Origin of the sequence: Paenibacillus sp. FSL H8-0315 (genome assembly GCF_038005365.1) — a bacterium.
GTDB classification, from domain to species: domain Bacteria; phylum Bacillota; class Bacilli; order Paenibacillales; family Paenibacillaceae; genus Paenibacillus_AQ; species Paenibacillus_AQ odorifer.
Genome location: NZ_JBBOTA010000001.1, coordinates 263,063 through 288,581, shown reverse-complemented (window position 1 = coordinate 288,581; position 25,519 = coordinate 263,063). Strand labels below are relative to the sequence as shown.

The window sequence follows — 25,519 nt, the reverse complement described above, 5'->3', positions numbered from 1 at the left end:
TACAGTTTAAGGGGGAAATAATCATGAAGGTTTTATTTGCCGCAGCTGAAGCCCATCCTTTTGTCAAAACGGGTGGTTTGGCCGATGTCATTGGAGCATTACCTAAAGCGCTGAAGGCTGCCGGGGTAGATGTACGAGTGATTTTGCCTAAATATCGTGGGATTCCTGACAAGTTCACCGCTCAAATGGAGCATTTAACGGAAGTGTATGTTCCAATTGGCTGGCGAAAACAATACTGTGGAATTGAACGCATTATCTATGAGGGTATCCCCGTTTATTTTATCGACAACGAGTATTATTTTGGCCGTGATGGAATTTATGGTTATATGGACGATGGTGAACGGTTTGCGTTCTATAATCGTGCAGTGCTGGAGTGTCTGCCAGCCATTGATTTCCAGCCTGATGTACTGCATTGCCATGATTGGCACGCGGCCGTAATTCCAATGCTGCTACAGGGGCATTATCGCCACAATCCATTTTACAGTGAAATGCGGAGTGTATTTACAATACATAACCTGTTGTATCAGGGAGTGTTTCCTTATGAGGTACTTGGAGAGCTGTTAGGTCTGGATAGCAGCTATTTTGGTAGTGTGGAGTACTATGGTAATGTGAATTTCTTAAAAGGCGGGATTGTATTCAGTGATCGGGTCACGACCGTCAGTCCGACTTATTCAGAAGAAATTCGCACACCTTATTATGGTTACGGTTTGGATGGTTTGTTGAACGCACGGTCAGATGTTTTAAGTGGGATTGTGAATGGCATTGATACTAAAAGTTATAATCCAGCGACAGATTCGAGCCTTGTTACCCGTTATCGTTCTAATTTGACCAAGAAGACGGAGAACAAAGTAGCCTTGCAGGAAGAGCTGGGATTACCTGTGGATGCTAATATCCCAATGGTAGCCATGGTCACGCGTCTCGTGGACTCCAAAGGTTTAGATCTGCTTACCCGAGTGCTGGATGAGTTGCTATATCACGATGATATTCAATTTGTGCTGCTTGGAACAGGTGATGAATCCTACGAGCGTTGGTTCAAGGAAGCGGCATGGCGGTATCCGACCAAGCTGTCTTCACAGATCTTATTTAATGATGCACTCTCACGAAAAATATATGCTGCCAGCGATATCTTCCTTATGCCGTCTAAGTTTGAGCCCTGTGGCATCAGTCAGCTGCTCGCTTTACGGTATGGTAGCATACCCGTTGTCCGTGAGACAGGTGGCCTAAATGATACTGTGCACGCTTATAATGAAGAAACCGGTGAAGGCAATGGCTTTACGTTCAGCAATTATAATGCACACGATATGATGTTTACGCTACGCCGGGCGCTTTCTTTTTACAAGCAGCCTGAACATTGGAAAAAGATCACAAAAAATGCTTTCGCGGGAGATTATAGCTGGAATGTATCCGCTCAGCAGTACATGGATATCTACGATGATATAACCAGATAAAGTTTAACGAATTCTGTAATGGGTTAATAAGGGATTGCACCTGGGAGTATGGTAAATACTCTGGGAGCAGTCCTTTTTTTATGAAATTAGGAATAAACAGTCGAATGATTTAGCCAGTATAGGGGATAGTAAAAATGTATAAATTTAGCTTCAACGTGAATAAAAGTGATTTTTTAGCTGCGTATTATAGAATTCCCCTCATAGAAATCCATTTAAAGGAAGTTATTGTCACAATTATGCCTTTGCATATTCATGCGTTCTGATTTATAATAAGTCAGTCATTGGGTCAACTTAGATTTTTTCATATGAATAGGGGAGATATAGAAATGAACAAATGGGGTAAACTTAGTTTAGGAATGGTATTAGCGGTAGGTCTGCTTTCAGGCTGCGGTCAAAATAAAAATGATAATGATACCGCTGCTAGTGGTAATGCAAATTCCGGTGCAGTTACTAAAAAGCTGATTATGGGAACAAGTGCAGATTTTCCTCCGTACGAATTCCATAAAGTAGTGGACGGAAAAGATACCATCGTAGGTTTTGATATCGACATCGCTAAGGAAATTGCTGCCGACATGGGCGCTGAGCTTGAAGTTAAGGATCTGCCTTTTGATTCACTGCTTAACGAATTGTCCAGTGGACGCGTAGATATGGTGATTTCCGGTCTTAGCCCGACTGAAGAACGAAAAAAAGCGGTTGAACTTTCAGATATTTATTACAAAGCAGAGCAAGCTATTGTAGTACGCGAAGCAGATAAAGATAAATACGCTACTATGGATGCGGTGAAGGGTACAAAAATTGGTGTACAGACAGGCTCTATTCAAGAAGAAATCGCCAAAGAGATTGAAGGCGCAAAAATCACTTCTCTTGGTAAAATCTCCGAGATCGTTCTGCAATTGCAATCTAACCGTATCGATACAGCAATTATTGAAGGACCTGTAGCCAAATCTTTTGTTAAGAATTTAGCCGGTCTTGTAATTACCGATGCTAAGCCTGAAGTAGAAGATGATGGATACGCAATTGGGATTAAAAAAGGCAATACAGAGCTTCTGGATAAAGTAAATGCTACACTTAAACGTCTAGAATCAGAAGGTAAGATTGATGAATATGTAGCGGCTGCCAGCGAGCTTGCTGAAAGCACGAAGTAAGGAATGTATATTGTTTTAGGTCTGCTGAAGTAAATTGTATGTGTATTACAGAAAATAGCGGAACTTTGCTATTTTCTATTTTTTTGGAGATAGGAGGATAAGATATTGGATATTACTTTATTTAGAATGGCTTATGATTATCGTGATCTTTTCTTGACTGGACTACAATATACCTTGCTACTTGCTGTTCTTGGTGTATTATTTGGCTTCATCCTTGGGATTATCGTCTCTCTACTACGCATGTCAAAATGGAGAGTGTTACGTTTCTTAGCCACAGCTTGGGTTGAATTTTTGCGGGGCACTCCAATGCTTGTGCAATTGTTTCTCATCCATTACGGGCTGGCGACATTTGGGATTGAGTTTACTCCGATTCAGTCCGGGGCGATTACACTCTCCATTAACAGTTCTGCTTATCTGGCAGAAATTTTTCGTGCCGGGATTCAGGGTGTCGATCGTGGACAAACGGAGGCCGCACGTTCACTTGGAATGAAACAAGGGATGACCATGCGTCATATTGTACTTCCTCAGGCACTTAAAAGTGTTCTTCCGGCAATCGGTAATGAGTTCATTACCATTATCAAGGAATCATCGATTATTTCATTTATCGGAGTAACGGATTTGATGTTTCAAGCTCGTACAGTTACAACGATTTCGTATGATGGCATGACACCACTCGTGATTGCTGCATTTATGTATTTTGTTCTAACATTTACGCTTTCCAAGATCCTAGGTAGACTCGAAAGGAGGCTGAATACCGATGATCGCCGTTAAGAACCTGCAGAAGCATTACGGAAAGCTGGAGATTCTCAAAGGAATCGATTTGGAGATTAAAAAGGGTGAAGTTGTCGTTGTAATCGGGCCCAGTGGTTCGGGAAAAAGTACCTTTCTGCGCTGCTTGAATTTATTGGAGCAGCCTACAGGTGGAGAGATCACTTTTGAAGGGGAATCGATCACCTCAAAGAAGCATGATATCAATGCAACGCGTGAGAAGATGGGGATGGTTTTTCAGCAGTTTAACCTTTTTCCGCACAAAACCGTTCTGCAAAACATTACGCTCGCACCGATTAAAGTAAGAAAACAGCAGCAGGCCGTAGCCGATAAATTCGCAATGGAGCTCCTCAAGACTGTAGGGCTTGAAGATAAAAAGGATGTTTATCCAGCTCAATTGTCCGGTGGACAAAAGCAGCGGATCGCGATTGCTCGTGCATTAGCCATGCAGCCCCATGTGATGCTTTTTGATGAGCCTACCTCAGCGCTTGATCCGGAAATGGTAGGAGAGGTACTTGAGGTTATGAAAAAGCTTGCCGAAGACGGAATGACAATGGTTATTGTTACACATGAGATGGGCTTTGCCCGTGAAGTGGGTGACCGCATTCTGTTTATGGATGGCGGGTTCATCGTTGAACAGGGTACTCCTGAACAAGTATTTGGTAATCCTACACATGCTCGGACTAAGGATTTTTTAAGTAAAGTATTATAAAGAATTCGTCAAAACGGCCCTGGACAAGTATCCAGTGGCCGTTTTGTTATAGGGTCCTGAGGGTAATGTGGGAATATATCGCTGGGGGCTGAGTTCATTTATTTATGTAAACCATGTATAATAGATGGTCAGTCAATCAACAGGAAAAGGAGTACATACATAATGAGAGATGATCTACGCCGGATAGGCATTATTGATATTGGTTCGAACTCCATTCGTCTTGTAATTTATGATACAACGCGCGAAGGAGGCTATAAGATCATCAAGGAGTGTAAGTACTCCGCTCGCCTTAGTGAGAAGATTACGAAGGAGAATAGACTGGAACAAAAGGACATGGAAACGATTGTTCCGGTCTTGCGGCAGTTTAAGGAAATCTGCAATGCTTTTGCAGTGGAAACCATTCGTGCGGGTGCAACGGCAGCCATTCGTAATGCGGCTAACTCAAGTGAAATAATAAGCTTTTTGTCACAATCCTCTTCCATTCCGATTGAGGTGATCAGTGGCCACCAGGAGGCATATTATGGCTTCTTGGGTGTTATTAATGCCTTTAATGTAGAGGATGGTTATGTCATTGATATTGGTGGCGGGAGTACTGAAATCACTCTTTTTTGTGAGCGGCGTTATCAACACAGCATTTCTTTCCCGTTCGGGGCAGTAAATACCAACCTAATGTTCGGTCAAGGTGGGAATTGGAGCGATGAGCAGATTCACAAGCTGCAGACCTTTGTCCTGGGCAGACTGGTTGAGCATGATTGGCTAAATGCCAAAGCTGGACTTCCTTTATTCGGTTTAGGAGGGACGGTTCGTTCCTTAGGGAAGCTGGATCAGAAGACACGAGCATACTCATTGCCTAACTCCCATGGCTATACGATGACCAGTGAGACGATCGAGTACTTTATGAACACCCTACCTTCAATGCCTTACGAAAAACGTAAGGATTTAGATGGATTATCTAAGAGTCGGGCGGATATCATTGTATCCGGGTTGATTATTTTCCATACGGTGTATCAGTATATTGGGGCGAGTGAGGCGGTAATCAGCGGGGAAGGGCTCAGAGAAGGCTTGCTGCATGATCTGCTGGAGCCGGAGCAGCCAGTGCGTGATAGTGCATTGGAATATAGCTTAAACACGATCATTCGCTTTGATATTCATACTTCTAAACGGTATTTAGATCATATCAACAAGCTAGCACTCAGCCTGTTTGACGCATTTAAAGATGAATCGAATAGAGCAGAGCACGAGATGTTAATTTACGTGTCCATCATGCTGCATCGTACGGGAACGAATATTAACTATTACCAATCCAAAAGACATACTTTGTATTGGTTGATGAATTCACCAATTCGTGGACTTACCCACCGTCAGCTTATTCTTTGCGCTATGATCGCCTCATACAGCACAAAAAGCCGGAAGCAGAAATTGTCCCAACAACATAAGGACATTTTGCTGCCATCCGACGAAGAGTGGATTCATAAGCTCGGATCGCTTGTCCAGCTTAGCATTGCGCTGGACAGCACGGAGATTGGAATTGTAAGCGGCCTGAAGGCCAATCTGCACGGCAATACGCTTCATCTGGACTTAGAGGGCGCATCGTCACTGCTAATTGGCCTAGAGGACATTGAGAACGCGATAAAAGCATTTAAGAATGCTTGGGCGGTGAAGGTAAAACTCGGCTTCCCTTCCAACGTGTAACATCCATTGCAGCAAACTGGCTCCGGAAAGGGGCCTTTTTGTCGTCTGGTTGTTCGTAATATCCATTAGCCTGCAAGAAGCTGGCTTTAACATTATCTTTTAGAGACAACTCTAGAATCTTGACGATCTGTTTACGGATGCCGCTGTCTCTGACAGGACACATCAGCTCAATCCGGCGGGTTAGGTTTCTAGTCATCCAGTCGGCACTGGATAAATACACCTCAGGTTTGCCGCCATTTTCGAAATAATAGATCCGGGAGTGCTCCAGAAAACGGTCTACAATACTGCGTACGGTAATGTTTTCGCTTAAGCCCTCTATTCCCGGACGTAGGCAGCAAACCCCTCGCACGATTAAGTCAATGGAGACACCGGCTTGGGCTGCGCTATATAAATCGTCTATTACTTGCTGATTAGAGAGCGAGTTCATCTTGGCGATTATGCGAGCGGGTCTGCCTGCCCGTGCATGTTCAGCTTCACGCATCATTAGCTTTTGCAAGGATAAGCTCATATTCGTCGGTGCAACAATGAAGGAATGCCAGTCAAAATTAGCCGAATATCCAGTCATTTGATTAAACAGCTCAGAAGCGTCCAGTCCGATATCGCTTTGGGCGGTGAATAGACTGAGATCCGTGTAGGCCTTGGCTGTACTGTCATTATAATTTCCTGTGCCTACATGCACGTAACGGCGCAGTTCAGGGCCTTCCTGGCGGACAATCAAGGTCACTTTGGCATGCGTTTTGAGTCCGATCAGACCATAAACGACATGACAGCCTGATTTTTCAAGCTGGCGTGCCCAAGCGATGTTCCGTTCCTCATCAAATCGAGCTTTTAACTCTACAACCACTGTAACTTGCTTACCAGACTCCGCAGCATTGGCTAGTGCAGTAATAAGTGGAGAATTTCCACTGACACGGTATAAGGTCATTTTAATCGCCATCACTTGCTCATCCTCTGAAGCTTGAATGATAAAGTCTGTCATTGCATCAAAAGACTCGTAAGGGTGGTAGACTAATACATCCCGTTCACGCAGCACCTCGAAGAAATCCTCATTTTCTTGAAATTCAGCAGGATAAACCGGCTCAATAGGTGGATAGTTCATGTAACCAAAACCTTTTAAGCTTCCGGCAAAATTACGAAGAAAGCCTAGATCAAGCGGACCTTCAATTTCAAATACGAAGTCCTCCAGCTCAAATTCCGCTTGCAGCTGCTCAAGAGCATAGGGATGGATACCTTTTTGTACTTCCAAACGGGCTGGCACCCCGCGACGACGCTTGCGCAGCTCTTTTTCGATCTCTTCCAGCAGATCCTCTGCACCTTCCTCATCGATCGTAAGATCTGAGTTACGAGTCAAACGAAACTCACTAACCGCAACAGGTTCGTAACCGCTGAATAAGGTTTGAATGTGATGGCGGATCACATCTTCAATAAATACAAATTGTCTTTTCTTACTATTAGAGCGGTGGGGAAGAGGGATACATCTTGGCAGATTCGAAGGAATTTGCAGGATAGCAAAATAAGGCTCCTCTTCAAGACCATTCTTACGAGTAAGAACAACAGCTAGGTAGATAAACTGGCTGTGCACGAGTGGAAACGGCCGGCTCTGATCAACAGCCATTGGCGTTAGTACAGGATAGATGATATCCCGGTAATACTGTTCTATGGACTGCTCTTGGGCATGGGTAAGATCCTCATAATCCACAAATACGATGCCTTCTTTATGCAAACTCCGCGAAATATCACGGAACGTCCGGTATTGATCGGCAATGATTTTGGTTACGCGTTTGATGAGGCGTTTATACAGCCCGGAAGGGGTGTAGCCTGTGAAATCTTTTTTAGTATAGCCCGCCCGGATCTGATCCTGAATTCCCGCCACACGAACGCTTATGAATTCATCCAGATTGCTCGAGACGATCGCCAGAAATCTGGCACGTTCCATTAAAGGGTTATCAGGGTCCTGCGCCTCCTTGAGTACGCGGCGGTTAAATTCGATCCAGCTCAAATCCCTATTGAGGTAAGCAGTGGCTGGACTGCTCTGATTGTTTTTAATCTCTTCTGTATTCATGGGACCTCCAAATATGCTTCGATGTCTATATCTCAAATCTATTTATCATATTCTATCATTTTACTATTGGATGAGGCACGAAATGTTAAATCTATGTAAAATCTCAAAGAATATTATTTAATTATCTTATATAATAGGATGTGATTGTCGCTATTTAGTTAACATAATCAAAATTACGTTAACTTCTTAATGGACAAAAGACAATAATTAAACATGTTATTTCAGAATGGTAACAATTACATACGCATAGGTTACAAAATTGTGATATATTAAGTCCTGTCAGTTTTACAAATGACAACAATACATCAGGACATCACACAAGATGTACATAAGTACAGGAAATGTACACGAGCGTATACGGAAGTCATACCGCTTACGCCCATCTAAAGAGGAGGCATTTATGAAGAACAAGTTCAGAACCATTAAAACCCTTGCTGCAGTTATGGGAATTAGTGCATTGCTGCACACCGCTCCTGCTTTTGCAGACAGCGTTCATATTGCAAAGGAAGGCAATACTTTCTATACTCTATCTCAGCAATACAATGTCGGTGTTAATGATTTAATGAAAGCTAATCCAAACGTTGCTGCTCTTAATATTTACGATGGACTTAAAATAACGATCCCAAGTAAAATGCAAGCAGAGTCTGTGGCTACGACAGAAACTCCAGTGCTTACACCAAGCCTGAATGTTACTCCAGAATCAAAAACAGTTGAAGCATGGGGCAAGTCCTTTAACTACGAGAAATCGATACAAGTTAAGGCTTCTGCTTATTCCTCAGCGGCTAGTGAGAATGGAGGCTGGGGTGCCGTTGATTATTTCGGGAACCCACTCAAGCTAGGAACCATCGCAGTTGATCCAAGTGTAATTCCTCTCGGAACAAAAGTATTGGTTACCGGACATTCACACGCAGGATTGCCTAAAGAAGCTTTTCTGGCTACTGCAACCGATATGGGAAGTGCCATTAAAGGTAACCGGATCGATATCTTTATCCCAGGCAGCCAAAGCTTTGTAGCCGATTTTGGTTATCAATATGTACAATTATACATTGTTAAATAGCTAGATAAAAATATAGAGATTTATTATAGAGATATGAAATGGGTTAAAAAGGTTAAACAAGAAACGGAGGGAGTCCTTAGCGGCTGCCTCCGTTTCTTGATTATTTATTTTTAGAGACCTGCAGCAATTGAGGAACGGTAACAAAAGAATAGCCACGTTTACGCATAATCGTGATTACCTCAGGTAAAGCCTGAATCGTTCCGCGAAGATCACTACCCGGCCCACCTCCACCATGCTGAAGGATAATTGCTCCTTTTCCAGCATTAGCTAAGATGTTATTTCTAACTTGAGTTTTGGAAAGTCCCTTCCAGTCCAACGAATCCACATTCCAATTTACAAGCTTATAACCATGATTTTTTGCCCATCTCAACTGTTGCTCAGAGATATCTCCATAGGGTGGACGAATCAAGCGTGGTTTATATCCGGCTAAGGTTTGAATAATGTTCTCGGTCTCAATGATCTGTGATCTGAAATCATGCATCTTTAGCTTTACAAACTGAGGATGATCATAAGAGTGATTTCCAATAGCATGTCCTTCTCTAATCATTCTCTTCACTAGAGCGGGATGTTTCTCAGCTCGGCTTCCCACCACGAAGAAGGTTGCTTTGACATGATATTTCTTAAGAACATCTAGCAATTGGGGTGTAAACCTTGGGTCAGGCACATCATCAAAAGTTAAGGCGATGACTTTATTCCGAGGACCGCTGGTCTTAAAGGTCTCGGGATATTTGTGTAATAGCTGACTCAGAGACAAGCCCTTAGTGTTCTTATTGTTGCTGCTCGTTGAATTATTTGTAGTAGAAGTTCCCGCAGATATCGCCTTGTCTTCGTCAGTGGTTTGCGTGCTTTTAATTTGATCCTGTGAGGATTTCTGACTCTGAGCTGGGGCTGAAGCAACCTCTGCTGAAGAGGTTGGAAATAGCAGGACAATGATTGATCCTAATACTACTAGCAGTTTCTGGACTCTCCGTTGATCATACATCCCCATATGCCTCCTTTACTACCTGATCATCACCATATTCTTCATTGTTATCTCCATTGAAGGATGAATTTATGCCGTTTCTTCAAGGGCTCTGGTAAAGATTTCTTGCACACCCTGATGCGTGTATACTAAATAGAACGGGATATTCCCGGGCCAATTATAGACAGGTGGAAGGATGGGGACAAGGATGTCAGAATTGTTTGCACCTTATGAATTGAAGGGTTTAACGCTGAAAAATCGTATTGTTATGCCGCCTATGTGCCAGTATTCGGTGGATAAAGAGGATGGAATTCCTAATGATTGGCATTTTGTTCATTATGTTAGCCGTGCTGTTGGAGGTGCTGGTCTAATCATTGTCGAGATGACTGGAGTCCACCCGGACGGTAGAATAACGAACCGGGATACAGGGATTTGGAGTGATACACATATAGAGGCTTATCGTAAGCTCACAGAAAGTGTACATGCCTATGGGGCAAAAATAGCCATTCAACTAGGTCATGCTGGACGTAAAGCAGTCGATGCTGAACCGCCGGTTGCCCCTTCTGCAATTCCATTTGATGCTCGTTCTAAGCAGCCACAGGCGCTTTCTAAGGAAGGCATCCTTGAGATGATAGAAGCCTTTCGTGCTGCCGCTCGTAGAGCTGTGGAGGCAGGATTTGATACTGTGGAGATTCATGGTGCGCATGGCTACTTAATTCACCAGTTTCATTCACCTCTGACCAACATCAGATTGGATGAATATGGACAAGATCCAGCACTTTTTGGAGTACAAGTAGTTGCAGCAATTCGAGAAGTAGTGCCAGTAGATATGCCCTTGATCATGAGGGTTTCCGCGAAAGAATATGTTGATGGTGGATATGATGCTGACTATGCCCTGGCGTTTTGCCGCCGATATAAGGATGCTGGAGTGGATATGTTCCATGTGTCTTCAGGTGGTGAAGGTCCCATTGGCTCTAATGGTGGACCTAATGCGGGCCCAGCCTACCAAGCAGATCTGGCAGAATATATTCGCAGTGGATTACAAGTGCCAGTAATTGCGGTAGGACGGCTTGAAGCCTATTCTGAGGCACAGTCCATCATTGCAGAAAAAAGGGCGGAGCTTGTAGCTATTGGCCGTGGGATGTTAAGTGATCCTTATTGGGCTTTACATGCTGAAGAAGCGCTTGGTGGCGTACATGATGTACCTAAACCTTATGAACGTGGGATTTGGAAAAGAGGCTAGACCATTTTCGGTGTGAAGTTTGTCACAGATTTTATGCTCCTTCTAAGGCAATCTTAATAAAGATAAAATTTGAAGGAGCTTGATAACGTGGGGACGGTTCTAAGTAACGAACGGCTGACAGATGGTGTGTATCACCTTAAGGTAGAGACGAATAGTGGCGGAGCAATGGGTCAATTCTACATGTTACGGGCATGGGGAGCTTACCCCATCCTATCCAGACCCTTAAGTATACATGAAGTACACGAGGATAGTGTTGAATTTCTGTATCACGTCGTTGGGGAAGGTACGGAGATATTATCACGACTGGGTTCAGGTGATTCGGTAGAGCTTGAGGGCCCTTTTGGAAATGGATTTCCACAGGTCGAAGGGAAGGTTGCACTCATCGGCGGTGGGATCGGAATTGCACCGCTTTATTATTGCGCGAAGCAGCTTCCGGGGAGTGATATTTTTTTGGGCTTTAGCCGTGAAGCTTACCGGACAGAAGCGTTTCGCCCACTTGCAAGTGAGCTTGTAGTCGATGTTGGCGGTTTAATTTTGGATAGTGTGGATTTCAGCCAATATGATCATGTCTTTGTCTGCGGCCCACACCCTATGCTTAAAGCTGCTCAACGTAAAGGCATTGCTGCTGAAGAAGCAGGCAGTAGAACGAAAGTATACCTTTCTCTAGAGAACCGAATGGCTTGTGGGATTGGAGCCTGTCTGGTCTGCAGTGTATCCTGCCGTGAGGGCCAAAAGAAGGCCTGTGCAGACGGACCTGTGTTTCTTTCTGAGGAGGTGCTTTTCCATGACTAAGTTGAACACAACAATTGCTGGCGTTCATTTTAAAAATCCAATTATAATGGCCTCTGGAACGTTTGGTTTTGGCCGTGAATATGGCAAGCTGTATGATGTGTCTCTGCTGGGCGGAATCTCTGGCAAGGGGTTAACCCTCAATCCGAAAGCGGGGAATCCCGGCACTCGTGTATACGAGACAGCTTCTGGTATGCTGAATAGTGTGGGACTCGAGAATCCGGGTGTAGCTGCATTTTTAGATAAAGAATGCCCTTATTGGGAAACACTCGACACCGCTCGTTTGGTCAACCTGGGTGGAGGCACACTTGAAGATTATGTTCTTGGAGCTGAGATGATTCAGCGGGATGCAGATGCTCGTGCGAGTGCAGGTAAGACAGCAGTAGACATGATTGAATTGAATATTTCTTGTCCAAATGTTAAAGAGGGCGGCATTGCGTTTGGGATCCAAACTTCAGAAGCTCAAAAAGTAGTACAGGCTGTTAGACGCGCAACTAAACTGCCCCTCGCTGTAAAGCTGTCGCCGGGAGCCGAAAATATCGTTGAAATGGCACAAATGTGTCAGGAGGAGGGTGCAGACGCTGTCTCGCTCATCAACACTATCTCAGGAATGAAGATTGATGTCCGCCGTAGAAGCAGTGTATTCAATAACTTATATGCTGGATTGTCTGGACCTGCGATTAAGCCTGTCGCTCTGCGTATGGTGCATCAAGTCGCACAAAACGTAACGATTCCCGTGATCGGAATGGGTGGCATCACTTCAGCAACGGATATCATCGAGTTTATTATGGCAGGTGCTGCAGTTATCCAAGTGGGAACTTATAATTTCATGAACTTGCGTGCAGGTAGTCAGCTAGTTGCAGAGCTTGAGCAATTTATGGTTGAAGAAAATATTCAATCACTAGAGGAAATACGGGGCATTATATAAAGTGAAGTAGTGAGGGGAATACTATTGACTACTAACCAGATTGATCCTGAGGATATTGAGCTGAAGGCGACGGCTGTCGGACGTGATCTCTTGCTCTTAATTAGTGGAGGGGTTCGGCATATTGGTGCCACGAGTACTGCTTATCTGGAGGGGGAGCAGGTTAAAGTACTGACTTCAGCGGTTCCTCATCATAAAGAGCACACGATAAGCGAGCCCATTGCGATCAGAGTAGCTGAAGCGCTGAACAAGACGGTCACAGTAGTGATGGGGATTCATTACGACAATCTCACGAAAGAAGGTATTATGGATGTCGTGGAAATTGTGAATTTAAAAGTAAATCAATATTTAGCGCAACAAATATGAAACGGTAGTGGCAATTCTACGTAAAAGATAGCATGTGAGGAATTAAATTATCTTTTGGAGGAATGAAACCATGTCTATATTTAAAAGATTGCGCGATTTAACCATGTCTAATGTGAACGCGATTATTGACAAAGCAGAAGACCCGATTAAAATGACAGATCAATACATTCGTGATATGACCGAAGATTTAGAAGATGCAGAAAAAGCTGTAGCGGCGCAAATCGCCATTGAGAAGAAATTCAAACAGCTGTATGAAGAACAAGAAGCGCTTGTTAACAAACGCACCCAACAGGCTCATGCAGCAGCTCAAGCGGGTAATGTTGACCTTGCTCGCCGCGCTCTGGAAGAGAAAAATGCTGCTGAAGCTAAACTGGTAGAATACAAAGCCAGCTTTGATCAGAACAAAGCCTCTGCGGATAACCTTCGTGGCAAGCTTGAAGAGATGCGCAAACAGCTTACCCAAATGAAGAACAAACGTGAGACATTGGTTGCACGTTATAACGCTGCCAAAGCTCAAACCGAGATCAACAAAGCAATGAGCGGATTTAGTTCCGATTCAGCGTCTGCAGGACTCAAACGTATGGAAGATAAAATGCTGCAAGCAGAAGCTCAGGCTGAAGCCAGCAATGAGATGAGTTCAGGCAATAAATCTCTGGATGATGAATTCGAGAAGCTGAACAAAGATCAAGCGGTTGAAGATGAACTGGCGGCTCTGATGAAACAATACGAGAAGCAATAACATTTGATCTTTAGCCGGTTCACGGCTGGTGTTCACAGGCGAAGGGGAGACAGAAATTCGTTTCTTCTTCGCTTTATCTATGCTTATGAAAGGCATGCAAAATGATTAAGCGGGGGCTATAGAATGGATCTCCATATTCTGGTGTCCATGGTCGTGTGGACGGTGAGCGGCGCTGTGTTGCTGTTTGTACTGATGTATATAGATTCACTTTTTACTCGTTATAACGATATAGAAGAGTTAAAGGCTGGAAATATGGCGGTGACTACACGGTTTGTAATGAAGCTTTTAGCTCAGGCCTTCATTTTATCTTCATCGATAGCGGCTTCCAATAGTTTGCCAGATGCGTTGCTGATTTCGTTGGTATCATTTTTGCTTTTGTTAATTTTAGAAAGAACGGTTCGACTTCTACTAGCAAATTGGGGGAAGCTGGATCTGGATCATGGTACACAGCTTGGTAAAATCGGATATGGCCTGCTATCAGGTTCACTGCAAATTACGGGTGCTTTAATTATTACCGCCTTTATGTAGGAGGAACGATCAAGTTGAGTATGTGGAAACGTATAGGTAACCTTTTCTCTAAGCCAGCGCCTCAGGAAGTTCAAAAAAGTATGCTTAATTTGTCTCCCGGAGACATTTGTGAAGTATCGCTTGTCACCTATGAAGTTACTGGCCGGACACATAATCGGGGCCGTAATGCTGTAGTTCTGACCCTTAGAGATGGAAGCCAGATAGCTTATCTTCATATAGAAGAGCGGGAACAGCTGCAATATGGATTGTACAGACCTATCGATGGGCGGTTAGATAATCCTGCTGAGGTTCCAGCAACGCTTGAGCTCGATGGCTATACATTTTTCCTGGAGGAAGAATATGAAGGTTTTGTCGCTGTTGCAGGTCAGACGCCATTTATGAATGGTGGAGAGCAGCATGTGTGGCAATATCAATCAGATGATTCACGTCTACTGCGTGTAGAGTGGCAACATGGACGGTTTATGCTTTATGAAGGGGAGAAAATAATCCCTGGGGATGTAAAGGTAATTAGAGCATCCTAGCCTAGTAGAGAAGTAATGGATCACTATACCGGAAAAAATATTGTAGAAAAGGCTGCTGCCCATAAACATGGATGGTGGCCTTTTGTGTTTATAATTTTACTTCAAGAGGTCTCATGTTAAAATAATACCTATTACTGCAAACATCGACGATTCAGAGCGGAGGTCTTTATGAAGGATAATAAATTTCAGCGTGAAGCACTGCAAGTAAAAGAAGCTCAGGCCAAAATAATCAAATATGCCAATCCGCTAGAATCAGAAGACGTATCGCTGGATGAGTGTTGTGGACGTTATTTGGCTGAAAAGGTGATTGCTCCACATCCATTTCCTGCGTTTAATCGATCTAGTATGGATGGATATGCGATTATCGCGGGGGATACCCGTAACTGTGTTAATGGACAAGTGGTATGGTTAGAAATTGTGGATAATATTCCGTGTGGCGCAGTGCCTGCGTTAGATATAACTCCGGGAACAGCCGCAAGAATTATGACGGGTGCACAAGTACCGGTTGGTGCAGATGCTGTGGTGATGCTGGAGGTCACGGAGAGACGTGAAGAGGAAGGAAAGACTTACGTTGGAATTCGAAAAAAACTAGAAGCAAACAGCAATATCACACCTCAAGGTTTCGAATTAAGCCAAGGTGATCTTGTATTGCCTACAGGAAGGTTAATCTCTGCGGGGGATATAGCTGTTCTTGCAGCGTTTGGAATACATACCGTGAAAGTCTATCGTCGTCCCAAGGTAGCCATCTTTGCCACAGGAACAGAGCTGCTGGAAGTGCATGAGCCGCTGAAGCCTGGCAAAATCCGCAATAGTAACTCCCCTATGCTAGAAGCTCTAGTCAAAGAAACAGGGGGTGTTCCAGTAATGTTAGGCGCTATTGTGGATGATCTGGAGCTGGCTAGAAGTAAAGTACAGATGGCGCTGGAAACTTATGATTTTGTGATTACAACGGGTGGCGTTTCTGTGGGGGATTATGATATCATGGGCGACTTGGTTCGCGAACAAAGTGGTAATATGTTGTTCAACAAAGTGACGATGCGTCCAGGAAGCGTAACTACTGCTGCGGTTAGAGGGGGTAAGCTGCTGTTAGCTTTATCCGGGAATCCGGGGGCTTGTTTCGTTGGGTTTCAACTGTTTGCACGACCTGTGATTTCACTGATGCAAAGTTCTTCTAAGCCTTTTTTACCGGAATGGAGCGCTACACTCGGTACAGATTATAAAAGAGTGAATAATTTTACTAGATTTGTGCGAGCTCGGTTAGAAATTAAAGACGGTAGTCTGTTTGCTTATCCGGCACTCATTGATGAATCTTCCGTAACGGTCACGATCAAGGATAGCGACTGTTTGATAGTTGTACCCCCAGAAGAAAAGGGGCTATCCGCCGGAGATAAGGTAACAGTGATCAAGCTGCCAGGGGAGATTCGGGGCTAGATGTGGAGGGTACTCTGGCCATCGAGGATTAACAAAATATCACCGCAGGTATTGGAGTAATTAAAAAGGTATTTGATATCCACGCACGCACAGAAATCGCCATATAATTGCTAAGCCAACGTTATTATTGCCAACATTTCAACATATGAAAAATTCACAATAGATAAGCAAAAAAATAGCGTTCGTGCTAACCCAATAGTCGCTTACAACCGGTTTAAAGGGGGATTTTACCCCATAAATTAGAATAAGAAAACCCACTTGCGTACCGTAAGTGGGTTTTTAGTGCAACTATAAAAGGGTTAGGGGTGCCCGCCGGATGTACTCAAATTTGAAAAAAAGCGAGAATGAAATGTCCGGGTAGGCGACACTATCATAGCAATTCTCCTATCGGAAGAGTCGCTGCTCTGCTGGTTGGAGTTATTAGCCTGCACCACTGCAGAGTTTAATCCCCCGCGGATGCTTAAGGACTCAGATGATCTTATTTGCAAATTTATCACCTTTTAAGCGGGGTTTCGGACCTCAGCGTCGCTATTTCATAGAATGGAGCTCATATTTACGTATTTCAGGCCAATAGCGACCTTGGGGTCCGTTGGCAATCCAAATGTGAGATAATCCTGCGTCTAAGGTCCGCTGAGTCCGATAACAACTCTGCACTAGCGAAGAGCGGCTACTCATCCGAAGTATAAGCTCCCCTTGGTGATGATTAATTATCGACACGCCGCTCGATCGCCTCAGACATCGTTTTATCCGTTAGATGAGCGTAGATCTCAGTTGTTTCGGTGGATGCGTGCCCGAGCTGTTCCTTCGTTTTATAAATATCATTTTGCAGATAATAATCTGTTGCAAAAGAATGACGCAGCTTATGAACCGTAAGATACGGTTTACCAAAGCGTTTAGCGTACTTAATAATCATTTCTTGAATTGCACGTTTGGTCATACGTTTGCCTTCTTGACGCCCGTTAGGGAGAGAGATAAACAAGGCTTTTTCTCTCTTGGGTGTTTTGTAGCGAGATTGGCGCAGACTAAGATAAAGAGTTAGATCATCTTTAGCTTGCTCTCGAAAATAGACAGGTGTCTTAAACGTTTCGTCATTATTCCCTTTGCGGGTGACATAGAGCAGCTTGTTGTTCACATCCAAATCGTCTAAGTTTAGATTGACTACCTCAGACACACGCAGGCCAGAGTTCAGAATCAAGCTGGCAATACAGGCGTCGCGCTCATGATTTAATTGAAACGAATAATAAGCCTGTTTGTTACCTTCCACATCCCGTCCATAACCTTCATAAATGTACCCCACAAACTCCAGTAATTCCTCATCTTCCAAAATCTTACCCTTTAATTTAGCGGCAGTATCCTTTGGCTTATGTGTTCGTTTGACTTCAACCTTAGCCATAATGTTGCGTTTAAGCAATGGATAAAAGTTCTCATCCTCGGCGATTTGACTTAAATAATGAAATAAGGAGCGTAATGCAGATAACTTACGGGATACAGTAACTCGAGTGTTCGTTCCCTCGGCGCGGGTAGTTAGATGCAACCGATATCCGACAATACTGTCCATATGTAGGGTTTCCAATTCTAGAAGTGTGATCTCGGTATTTGAGCCTGCTTGAGATAAGCCCTCTGCCCGCAACCAGCCGAAAAAAGATTCATAATCCCGGATATACTCCAGCAGTGTGGAAGGGGAGAGATCAGGGCGTTTATAATCAATAAACTGCTGAACGAACCAGGGCATGAGGGGTAGCTTTTGATCAAGTTTTTTACGGTCATCGTTCTTTTGAACGCTCATGTGATTCACCTTTTTCCATAGATTGCATAAAATCTCTTCCTTCTATCTTAACATGTTTTGTACCAGATTGGACTTCGAATGAAGGGGAAACTAGGTCCGAGCCTTGCTCCTGATGCCGCTAAGCTTTATGATGTGAAGTAAACATAAATGTCAGAGGTGCACATAATGAAACTTGAAATTGAGCTGGTTCCCAAAGAACGTAAGCATACTATAAGCAGATTAATGCAGTTCTACCTATATGATTTCACCCGTTATTTAGAATTTGATGTCAATCAAGACGGGGTATTTCCGGCCTATCCGGGACTAGAAGCTTATTGGAGTAGCGGAAATAATAAATTCGCATATTTGTTTAAGGTGGACGGGCATATTGCTGGTTTTGCTTTGGTGGACAGGTTATTGCGTAATCCTGAAGGCCAGTTTTATATGACTGAGTTTTTTGTGATGCAAAAATACCGCCGAAGTGGTGTAGGTACATGGGCTGCGCATAAGCTCTTTGATATGTACTCTGGGGAATGGAAGGTTTCACAAGTCCGTGCGAATATACCTGCTCGTGATTTCTGGCATAAAGTGATCGGGGACTATACCCATGGAGAGTTTCAAGAGCGCTTTAATCCACAGCAAGGCAACCCCAGCCAATACTTCAACACATTAACTATTAATAGGATTAAGAAATAAAAACCGTTATATTGCTGGTTTCTTTTAGCTAAGGAGCTTGCTACTAACGGCAAATGGATTGAAAAAGGGGCTAAGCGAGTGAGCGCTAGACAGTAGAGAATGACAAAGAGAGCGTCAAGACGGAAGGTCAGGAAATTGTGATTTTTTATAAAACTGGCTAGCTATTAAGAACATATACGAATTGTGATGTAGGGAGCATCTTATGCTCTCTATTGAAGTTAACATAACATTTATTATGTCAACCTATTAAACCATTCACCATAAAAAAGGTCGTTGGTTTATTTTTTGTGTTCAAAATACCCAGTCAGTGAGGGCAATATTGCATATCTTATGATGTACTCAATTACAAAGGAGGAGTCAACAATGGGCGAATTTGCAGGAGGATACGGTGGTTTCACTTCCACAGGAGCTATTCTGGTTCTGTTTATCCTGTTGGTTATCATTACTAAAACCCTCTGTCTGTAGTCCTTTAACTTCACAAATTAAAGGTTCCGTCAGTCTATATAGACTGGCGGATTTTTTATGTCCAGATATGTAGATTGGAGGAGGGGAATACATGTGACTAAGGATATTGACATAATACTAATCCAAAACATATATTAAACAGTGTTCAAAGATTAAACGGTGTTCAACACATGAGGAGACAAATTTATGACTAAAGAACAACGAAAAGTACGTGAGCGTGAAGAAATGAGAAATCTAATCCTGCAAAATGCAGTTTTATTGATTGCCGAAGAGGGAATAGAGAAGCTGTCTATCCGAAAAATCGCTGAGAAAATCGAATATTCACCGGGAATTATTTATCATTATTTTAAAGGCAAAGAAGAGATTATCGAGAACTATTTGCAACAAAAATATACGGATATGCTTTCTGAGCTTCAGTCTGTGCAACAAGAGGTACAGCAGGAATTACCTCCAGATACACTTTTAAAACGATCATTGGAGAAGTTCATCAGGATGTCTCTTTATATGGGTGTAGAATACCGGAATGTCATGCTAAACGATACACCGGCTGTTCTTAGTTACACGGCTGTTCTATTTAGAGGAGCTGCACAGGAACGTAAAGCGATTGGGATGCTCTGCCAGGGCTTGCACAGATTTGAAGCACAAAAAAACCGTCAAGAAGCTTTCGTAGAACTCACAGCTCAGGTGATATGGAGTGCAGCATTCGGTTTAATTATGCGGTTGCTTGTCGAAAAGGATCTGCCTGATGATCAGGTCGAAGCTCTGATTTCATGTCATTTGGATTCAATGGTTGCTATTGCTTCCAGGTGAAATCTAAATATTTTTATGAAGGGAGGGGGCGGTTGTTATAAAACATATAAGGAAAGTCGTAGTGCTGTCGGTGTTGATTTCGGTTATTGCAGTGTTTGCAACAGCGGTTGGATTGTTTTCAGATGGGATAAGTGATGGAACAAAATATACTTTCACGTCAATATGGGGCGAGGATGTAAAGCTTCAGGGGTCAGGAGTGTACAGCCATGATTCTGTCTCTGCGGCGGCACAAGCTAAAGCACAGGATGGAGTTACATTATTTCTTGCCATACCTTTACTGCTCAGTTCGCTCATCATGACAATTAAAGGCTCGATAAAGGGGAGGATGCTCCTTACGGGCACTTTGGGGTACTTTTTATATACTTACGTATCCTACAGCTTTCTGACGATGTACAATTCATTGTTTTTAGTTTATGTGCTGTTGTTTTCTTTAAGTTTTTTCGCATTCATCCTAGCCTTATTTTCCTTTGATAAAGAATCCATACATACTTACTTTAAAAACAGTTTACCTTCTAAAGGAATCGGCTTTTCCCTAATGGTTATTGCTTTTATGATTTTATTGCTCTGGCTAAGGAAAATACTGAATTCACTACTGGGGGGAACACCGCCACAAGGGCTAGAGCACTATAGTACATTGGTAATTCAAGTTTTGGATCTTGCGATCTTAGTCCCATTAGCAATTGTAACGGGGATTATGGTCATTCGTAGACAACCTTTTGGGTACCTACTGGCAACTGTCGTTGTTTTTAAAGGAGTTACATTACTGCTAGCAATTACGGCAATGCTGGTGGCAATGATCTATAGCGGTGTGGCTGTGTCTATAGCCGAATGTGTAATTTTTCCGACGATGACTGTAGCTATTGCTGCTTGTATGGTTATTTTGTTAAAGCATGTACGTGAACCCTTAAGATAATATGTGACCAGCGAGCGGCAGGGAGTGATTAGAATGAAGACAATAATTATGTATACCTCGAAATATGGGTGTGCGGAGAAAGCGGCTTATTTATTAAAATCTCAACTGGGCGAAGAAACCGAAGTAGTTAACCTGATGCATGCTAAAGAGCCGACACTGGAACGATATGATACGGTCATCTTGGGAGGATCTATTTATTATGGAAAAATCCAAAAACAAATGACTGATTTTACAACAAAACATCAAAATGAACTAGGGAAAAAACGAGTAGGATTGTTTGTTTGTGCAGGAGCAACAGGTGAACAGGCCTCACAAGAATTGAAATCTGCGTTTCCAGAAGTGTTATATGACCAATCGGTGACGAAAGAAGTTTTTGTAGATGAGATCTATGAAGAGAAGCTAACTTTGTTAGACCGGTTTGTACTGCGGATGGTAAAAGGAAAAAATAAGAACGTAAATGGGTTATCCAAAGAGACGATAGAGCGTTTTGCTCTTGCTATGAAAAGGTTGTGAAAGTGAGTGGACGATCGAGCTTCTGAACGCACTTCGGATCATAGTTAACATAATTTTTATTATGTTAACTATGATTTTGACATTCAAAAAAAGTAGTCCTTCTTGTGAGAAGAGAGTAACTTCCTCGTATTGAGTCTCTGTTCATCGAAACATGAAAAAACCCTACAGAATCGTGCAGATAAAGTCGGGAAGATAAAAACCATCTCTGATAACCTTATAATTAACGAGGGGAGGCAACGTCATGGATACGCTGGTACAACTGAACAAAGCAATAAACTATATTGAGGAGAACCTAACAAATCCCATTGATTATCAGGAGGTTGTGAAAATAGCCTGCTGTTCGGAATATCATTTTACTCGCATGTTCTCATTCCTAGCAGGCATTACTCTGTCGGAATACATCCGGCGTCGACGTCTAACTTTGGCAGCACTCGAGCTTTCACAAAGTAATATCAAAATTATCGATACCGCTCTGAAGTATGGTTATAATTCGCCGGATTCCTTTTCTAGGGCTTTCCATAGCCTGCATGGGGTTAGTCCTTCAGAAGCTCGGGTCCATGGACATTCCCTTAAGGCGTTCCCTCGGATGTCGTTTCAGCTGACTATCAAAGGAGGAAATGAAATGAATTACCGGATTGAAAACAAAGAGTCTTTCCGCATCGTGGGCATAAAAAAACGGGTTCCAATCATTTTCCAAGGGGTCAATCCGGAGATTGCGTCTATGTATGAAGGGTTGACGCCGGAAATGATTGATGAGATGAAGAGATTTTCTGATGTTGAGCCCTCAGGGTTTATAAGCGCCTCTACAAATTTTTCTGAAGGACGTATGGAGGAAAAAGGAGAGTTCGATCATTATATTGGCGTTGCCACTACGAAAGACGCATGGAATAGCTTGGATCAGTTGGAAGTGGCGGCCTCTATGTGGGCTGTGTTCACAGTCGTCGGCTCTTTTCCGAGTGCGCTACAAGAGATCTGGGGGCGAATATATTCGGAATGGGCTCCGTCATCGGGATATGAGCTAATTAAAGGGCCTGAAATTCTATGGAATGAGCACAAAGATATCACATCGCCAAATTTTAAAAGTGAAATATGGGTGCCTATCACTAAGAAATAAAAGAGTTTGGTTGGACTATTGAAACTGAGCGCTGAATATCCTTTCACAACGAAGCTGCCGCGAAAAATCATTCCGGCAGCTTCGTCAAGCTATAGGCAGGATATTTCGAAAATGTTGTAGAAGTACAACCTATCGTGTTAATGACAGAACGGGAAAATCATATTTACTCCGCATTCATGACCCTTTTATAGAGGACATGAAAGGTCTGCAACATACATACAGCGGCATTCTTGGAGAATTGCAAATGCTTGAGAAGCTGGGAAGCTGGAGCACCAACGAAATACAGGCTCCCGTAAGAAACAATGAGGGTGAACTTATTACGATCATTGAATACGAAGGTGAACTGCTAAACTGCTCCGTCCTCACCTGGTTGGATGGAAGAGACATGAATATGAATGATGTTAACAATCTTGAACTGGTAAAAGAACTGGGATCTCAAATAGCAGAACTGCATACTTTTTTTCGGCAGTACGAACATTCAGGTATGGAGATTCGCCCGAGTCAAGGCAAAGCTTATAATGAACGGATGATCCGTGTGATTCATTCGGGTGTGAAAAAGAATTTATTTACGCCTCCTGATGCTAATGTCATTGAACAAACGCTGCAATTGATCAACTCCCGGTTAGATGACCATGGCGGGGAGGCTGGCCCGGACCTTATTCATGGGGATTTGTGTATGGGTAATATCATCATCACAACCGAAGGAAAGGTGCGTTTTATCGATTTTGGCTTTTTCGGAAAAGGTTATGCTTTACTTGATGTAGCCATGGGAGCTATGATGCTGCCTTCCGATCGAAGAGATACTTTCCTAAAGGGTTATTACAGAGAGTGTGAAAATACAGCGAGTGATCTACTACAGTTAGAAGGTTTAATGTTGGTCGCTATTATTGGGTATTACGTCTTCCAGATAGAGAATGTACATGTTCATGATTGGATGCGTGAAAGAATGCCCAAATTATGCGCTGAGTATTGTCGCCCCTTCCTCAATGGTGAAAGTATATTTTATAAAATATGAAATGGAACGTTCAGGTTGAACTAACGAGGACTGGTATGTTTGATAAAAATTGATTATAACCGTTTATCACCAAACGTGTTATCAAAAAAATAGTAAAATAATACTGTTAAGCGCGATGGCTGTCGATTAGCATTTATTTCGATTATATTCTAACAAGGAATGAAAGGGGGAATGGTGTTGATTGAACATAGCAATCTTGAAGAATTTCAAGATCCGGTAAATTACGATCTTGAATTTGACGGTGAAATGGACAAATATCAGTTCTATCTTGAGCTTGCCAGATCGAGTCCTGGGGAAGTGTTAGAACTTGCTTGTGGTACAGGCTTAACAACGATCCCCCTCTCGAAAGCCGGTATAACAATGACCGGTGTAGATATCTCTTCAGCGATGATTGCGTATGCGCGGTTGAAGGCGAAAGGGCTGACTGTTACTTTTATGGAAGGTGATGCCCGTACCTTCGAATCGGACAAGCGATTTTCGATGATTTATTTGACTGGTAATGCTTTTCAGGCATTTTTAAGTGATCAAGATCAAAGCGATTTGCTCACGACCGTTCACAAACATTTACAACCTCATGGAATCTTTGCATTTGAGACCCGAAATCCGGAGGGAACGGATTTATCCGATCAAGAGGAGACAGAATGGGGATCATTTATTGATAAGGATGGAAATAACGTCAAGGTATCAGGCACCCAATGTTACGATGCTGGCCAGCATATCATGCATTGGGTCACGATGCGTGATTGGGGGTATAAGCGAACGACCTCCCGAATTGCTTGTCGGTTCACGGATCCGAATACGCTACATTCTTTATTAACTCGTCACGGCTTTTGCGTCGAACATCAATATGCTGACTGGGATAAAATGCCGTTTTCTCTGTCATCTTCATCTATCATTAGTGTTTGTAGGAAATGTTAGGAGAAACGTAATGCATTGCGATAGACCCCCCCCTCAGATTGAGGGGGATTTTGTTGTTTCTAAGTTTAGCATCCTTTTCGCATTAAGAATTTAATCGGTCCGCGGGCCATTCGTTTTCTGCTCAATAAATAAAAAAGAAGTCGACCCTCTCGTTGGTCGGCTTCTAATTGTTCTATTGCGCGGTCAGGATTTGTGGTCCTTCAGAGGTGATGGCGATCGTATGCTCGTATTGGGCGGCGAGCTTGCGGTCCAGCGTCCGGGCGGTCCAGCCGTCCTGATCAATTGTCATGTTGTAGGTGCCTTCAGTGATCATGGGCTCGATCGTGAATACCATGCCTTCCTTGATGCGGGGGCCTTTGCCGGGCTTGCCGACATGCATATAGGTCGGCTCCTCGTGAAGGTCACGACCGATGCCATGAGCGAGAAGGTCGCGCACGACACCGAAGTTGTTCGATTCGGCATGCCGCTGGATTGCGCTCGTCACGTCTCCGAGCCGATTGCCGGGCTGTGCCTGCGCGATGCCGAGGTCAAGGCACTCCTTCGTGACGCGCATCAGCTTCTCAGCCGTCGGTGAGATCTTCCCGACCGCATAGCTCCAGGCTGAATCGCCGAGCCAGCCGTCGAGCTCCGCTACCGTGTCGATCGTCACAATATCGCCTTCCTCAAGTGGCTTATTTGTAGGGAAGCCATGTGCAATTACGTCGTTGACGGAGGCACAGGTCGCATATTGATAGCCATTGTAACCCTTCGTGTATGGTTTGGCGCCGTGCTTCAAAATAATATCCTCGAATATGCGCTCAATCTCGTTCGTTGTGATGCCCGGTTTGATGAGCGGGGCAATTGTGCGATGGCATTCGGCCACAACCTGGCATGCCTTGCGTATGGCTTCGATTTCATACTTGCTTTTTAAGATAACCATGTTT

At 43.4% G+C, this 25,519-nt stretch carries 26 protein-coding genes; 22 read left to right on the top strand and 4 right to left on the bottom strand.

The features are described from left to right. The first annotated feature begins 23 nt into the window (after positions 1-23). From glgA to MHB56_RS01130, 5 genes are all read left to right on the top strand, one after another. The gene (gene glgA, locus MHB56_RS01145) at positions 24-1,448 is read left to right on the top strand and encodes a glycogen synthase GlgA (RefSeq protein ID WP_036687636.1); all 1,425 of its coding nucleotides are present in this window, start codon (positions 24-26) and stop codon (positions 1,446-1,448) included. A 326-nt stretch (positions 1,449-1,774) separates the two neighbouring features. After that, positions 1,775-2,593, top strand: coding sequence for a transporter substrate-binding domain-containing protein (locus MHB56_RS29810; RefSeq protein ID WP_036687634.1), 819 nt, complete (start codon positions 1,775-1,777; stop codon positions 2,591-2,593). Positions 2,594-2,698: 105 nt separating this feature from the next. Continuing rightward, a complete protein-coding gene (locus MHB56_RS29805; protein WP_232061382.1) occupies positions 2,699-3,364 on the top strand; it encodes an amino acid ABC transporter permease in 666 nt (221 codons plus the stop codon). After that, on the top strand, positions 3,351-4,073 hold the full coding sequence (locus MHB56_RS01135) for an amino acid ABC transporter ATP-binding protein (RefSeq protein WP_076130044.1): 723 nt from the start codon (positions 3,351-3,353) through the stop codon (positions 4,071-4,073). Before MHB56_RS29805 ends, MHB56_RS01135 begins: the two co-directional genes overlap by 14 nt. Before the next feature lie 162 nt (positions 4,074-4,235). Further along, on the top strand, positions 4,236-5,765 hold the full coding sequence (locus tag MHB56_RS01130; protein ID WP_076218218.1) for a Ppx/GppA phosphatase family protein: 1,530 nt from the start codon (positions 4,236-4,238) through the stop codon (positions 5,763-5,765). Here MHB56_RS01130 and ppk1 read toward each other — a convergent pair. Then, entirely contained in the window at positions 5,713-7,827 is a 2,115-nt protein-coding gene (ppk1, locus tag MHB56_RS01125) for a polyphosphate kinase 1 (protein WP_076130046.1), read from the bottom strand. The genes MHB56_RS01130 and ppk1 overlap by 53 nt on opposite strands. A gap of 400 nt (positions 7,828-8,227) precedes the next feature. Between ppk1 and MHB56_RS01120 the strand changes: the two genes are divergently transcribed. After that, positions 8,228-8,884, top strand: coding sequence for a 3D domain-containing protein (locus MHB56_RS01120; RefSeq protein ID WP_076130047.1), 657 nt, complete (start codon positions 8,228-8,230; stop codon positions 8,882-8,884). 100 nt (positions 8,885-8,984) lie between these two features. Here the strand turns inward: MHB56_RS01120 and MHB56_RS01115 are convergent, their stop codons facing one another. After that, complete coding sequence (locus MHB56_RS01115; RefSeq protein ID WP_076184412.1) at positions 8,985-9,866, bottom strand: polysaccharide deacetylase family protein; 882 nt, start codon at positions 9,864-9,866, stop codon at positions 8,985-8,987. 187 nt (positions 9,867-10,053) lie between these two features. On the opposite strand from MHB56_RS01115, the gene MHB56_RS01110 reads away from it, so the two are divergent. The 8 genes from MHB56_RS01110 to MHB56_RS01075 all read left to right on the top strand — a co-directional run bounded on the left by MHB56_RS01110 (position 10,054) and on the right by MHB56_RS01075 (position 16,387). After that, entirely contained in the window at positions 10,054-11,088 is a 1,035-nt protein-coding gene (locus tag MHB56_RS01110; protein WP_341143161.1) for an NADH:flavin oxidoreductase/NADH oxidase, read from the top strand. Between the two features lie 87 nt (positions 11,089-11,175). Then, entirely contained in the window at positions 11,176-11,880 is a 705-nt protein-coding gene (locus tag MHB56_RS01105; RefSeq protein WP_341143160.1) for a dihydroorotate dehydrogenase electron transfer subunit, read from the top strand. Continuing rightward, a complete protein-coding gene (locus MHB56_RS01100; protein WP_076098788.1) occupies positions 11,873-12,805 on the top strand; it encodes a dihydroorotate dehydrogenase in 933 nt (310 codons plus the stop codon). The genes MHB56_RS01105 and MHB56_RS01100 overlap by 8 nt, the downstream gene beginning before the upstream one ends. A gap of 24 nt (positions 12,806-12,829) precedes the next feature. Continuing rightward, entirely contained in the window at positions 12,830-13,168 is a 339-nt protein-coding gene (lpdD, locus tag MHB56_RS01095) for a prenylated flavin chaperone LpdD (protein WP_341143159.1), read from the top strand. 70 nt (positions 13,169-13,238) lie between these two features. After that, on the top strand, positions 13,239-13,907 hold the full coding sequence (locus MHB56_RS01090; protein ID WP_036687619.1) for a PspA/IM30 family protein: 669 nt from the start codon (positions 13,239-13,241) through the stop codon (positions 13,905-13,907). A gap of 123 nt (positions 13,908-14,030) precedes the next feature. Then, entirely contained in the window at positions 14,031-14,435 is a 405-nt protein-coding gene (locus MHB56_RS01085; protein ID WP_076184410.1) for a DUF350 domain-containing protein, read from the top strand. Between the two features lie 14 nt (positions 14,436-14,449). Continuing rightward, entirely contained in the window at positions 14,450-14,956 is a 507-nt protein-coding gene (locus MHB56_RS01080) for a DUF4178 domain-containing protein (protein ID WP_076130052.1), read from the top strand. 168 nt (positions 14,957-15,124) lie between these two features. Continuing rightward, positions 15,125-16,387 carry a molybdopterin molybdotransferase MoeA gene (locus tag MHB56_RS01075; RefSeq protein ID WP_341143158.1) on the top strand — a complete coding sequence of 421 codons (1,263 nt, stop codon included), beginning with the start codon at positions 15,125-15,127 and terminating at the stop codon, positions 16,385-16,387. A gap of 703 nt (positions 16,388-17,090) precedes the next feature. Here the strand turns inward: MHB56_RS01075 and xerS are convergent. Next, positions 17,091-18,173 (bottom strand): tyrosine recombinase XerS, encoded by a 1,083-nt coding sequence (xerS, locus tag MHB56_RS01070; RefSeq protein WP_341143157.1) that lies wholly within the window; start codon positions 18,171-18,173, stop codon positions 17,091-17,093. A gap of 165 nt (positions 18,174-18,338) precedes the next feature. Here xerS and MHB56_RS01065 point away from each other — a divergent pair, with 165 nt between their 5' ends. The 8 genes from MHB56_RS01065 (at position 18,339) to MHB56_RS01030 (ending at position 24,596) form a co-directional block, all read left to right on the top strand. Then, the gene (locus MHB56_RS01065; RefSeq protein ID WP_076184408.1) at positions 18,339-18,848 is read left to right on the top strand and encodes a GNAT family N-acetyltransferase; all 510 of its coding nucleotides are present in this window, start codon (positions 18,339-18,341) and stop codon (positions 18,846-18,848) included. A gap of 363 nt (positions 18,849-19,211) precedes the next feature. Next, entirely contained in the window at positions 19,212-19,313 is a 102-nt protein-coding gene (locus MHB56_RS01060; protein ID WP_197069683.1) for a sporulation protein YjcZ, read from the top strand. A gap of 186 nt (positions 19,314-19,499) precedes the next feature. Next, on the top strand, positions 19,500-20,123 hold the full coding sequence (locus MHB56_RS01055) for a TetR/AcrR family transcriptional regulator (RefSeq protein WP_341143156.1): 624 nt from the start codon (positions 19,500-19,502) through the stop codon (positions 20,121-20,123). Positions 20,124-20,184: 61 nt separating this feature from the next. After that, positions 20,185-21,036 carry a hypothetical protein gene (locus tag MHB56_RS01050; protein ID WP_339168086.1) on the top strand — a complete coding sequence of 284 codons (852 nt, stop codon included), beginning with the start codon at positions 20,185-20,187 and terminating at the stop codon, positions 21,034-21,036. Positions 21,037-21,069: 33 nt separating this feature from the next. Further along, positions 21,070-21,549, top strand: a complete 480-nt coding sequence (locus MHB56_RS01045; RefSeq protein WP_339243675.1) for a flavodoxin domain-containing protein — start codon at positions 21,070-21,072, stop codon at positions 21,547-21,549. Between the two features lie 241 nt (positions 21,550-21,790). Further along, complete coding sequence (locus MHB56_RS01040) at positions 21,791-22,663, top strand: AraC family transcriptional regulator (protein ID WP_339243673.1); 873 nt, start codon at positions 21,791-21,793, stop codon at positions 22,661-22,663. A 91-nt stretch (positions 22,664-22,754) separates the two neighbouring features. Further along, entirely contained in the window at positions 22,755-23,678 is a 924-nt protein-coding gene (locus tag MHB56_RS01035; protein WP_445255037.1) for a phosphotransferase enzyme family protein, read from the top strand. A 177-nt stretch (positions 23,679-23,855) separates the two neighbouring features. After that, positions 23,856-24,596 (top strand): class I SAM-dependent DNA methyltransferase, encoded by a 741-nt coding sequence (locus tag MHB56_RS01030; RefSeq protein ID WP_081383371.1) that lies wholly within the window; start codon positions 23,856-23,858, stop codon positions 24,594-24,596. A 172-nt stretch (positions 24,597-24,768) separates the two neighbouring features. On the opposite strand, the gene map is transcribed toward MHB56_RS01030, so the two are convergent. Further along, positions 24,769-25,515, bottom strand: a complete 747-nt coding sequence (gene map, locus MHB56_RS01025; protein WP_076302587.1) for a type I methionyl aminopeptidase — start codon at positions 25,513-25,515, stop codon at positions 24,769-24,771. Positions 25,516-25,519: the final 4 nt, after the last annotated feature.